General features: G+C 79.9%; 1 protein-coding gene and 1 pseudogene. Both read right to left on the minus strand.

The annotated features are described in order from the left end of the window. A pseudogene (locus tag AB0J52_RS40760) lies at positions 1 to 210 on the minus strand (hypothetical protein); the annotation flags it as partial. A 208-nt stretch (positions 211 to 418) separates the two neighbouring features. Continuing rightward, a partial coding sequence (ftsL, locus tag AB0J52_RS40765) for a cell division protein FtsL (RefSeq protein WP_500188591.1) occupies positions 419 to 1,371 on the minus strand: 953 nt, incomplete at its 5' end.

Here is a 1,371-nt window from a genome sequence, read left to right on the forward strand (position 1 = left end):
CGGCCCCCCGACGCTCTTCCGATCTCGGCCCTCGCCCGTTCCCGAGCGGCCCTCGGACGCTCGGGAGCCGTCGCGGCGGCGCGCCGCCGGCGTCTCCTTGCCGTCGCGCGAGGACCCGTCCTTGGCGCTCCCGCCCCGGGACGAGTCGCCGCGTCCCTGGCCGGACTTGCCGTCCTTCTTCGGGCCGTCCTTGCGCTGCGGGGGCACCATGCCGTTACGGGCCGGTCGCCGGGCGGACGAGCCGCCCGGCGACCGGGGTGGAGTGCTACCGGTGTTGCGTCCGGACGCGCGCGCCGCGCCGGGACCGTTCTTCTCGTCCCGTCCGGCCGAGCCGCGCGGTCCCCTCCCCTGGGGGCCGCGCCCGCGCCCGGACGGCGGACCGGTCGGACGCCGGCTCACCGCGCCTCCCGAGCCGTCCTCACGGCGTCACCCGGCCCTCGCCCGCGCCGGACGCGCTCGGCACGCCCTCGCCCGGGATGATCGCGCCGGGCACGCCGAGCACGCCCGCGGCGCCCGCGGTCGCGGCGGCGGCGTTCGGCACCGGACGGACGCCGCGCGTCCCGGTGACCGTGCCGTCCGGCGAGATCCACGCGGGCTGCGTCGGCGGCCGCATGCCGTAGCCGCGGGCCTTGGCGTCCAGCTGCGCCGGGGCCTCCTCCCGCGTGATGTCGCTCTGCATCTGCTGGCGCTGCTGTTCGAGCTGCTTGTTGTTCTGCTGGAGCCGCGACAGCGTGAACGCGTCCTCGGCGAGGACCGTGTTCAGCAGCAGCAGGCTCGCCAGCGCGCCGCCCAGCAGCCCGACGATCAGGAGCACGAACGGCGTGCGCGGCGGAGCCGACTGGCGGACGCCCCGCGCCGTCCGGCGGGCCGTCGCGCGCGCGGCCCTCGCCGTGTCCGGCGTGGCGGTGCGGGCCCTGGTGGGCGAGGCGGTCTCCGCGGCGGGCTCGGAGCGCGTCCTGCTCTTCACGGGCGCGCCGCTGCGCGCGTCCGCGCCCCGGGCGCGCCGCGTCGCGGACGTGCCGCGCACGGCCGCCGTGCCGGAGGCGGAGGTCTTCGCCCGGCGTCCGCCGGTGGTCTCGGCGCGGGCCGACTCCGCCGCGCCGCGCGCGCCCCTGGTCTTGGTGGGGCGTGCGTCCTCGTCCGCGGCGCGGGCGGACGGCTTCGCGCGGCCTCCGCCCTTCGCGGGCGCGGCCTTGCCGGACGCGGTTCTGCCCGGCTTGCTCTTGGCCGTGGTGCTCTTGCCGGACGCGGTCTTCGCGGGCGCGCTGCGGCCGGGCGCGGCGGAACCGCGCGCGTCGTCGGGCGCCTCGGCGGGACGGGTGCGCTTCGCCTCCGGGCGGGACGGGGCCGGACGCTCGGGCCTGCGGCGGC

This window comes from Spirillospora sp. NPDC049652, from assembly GCF_040675125.1.
GTDB lineage: Bacteria > Actinomycetota > Actinomycetes > Streptosporangiales > Streptosporangiaceae > Spirillospora.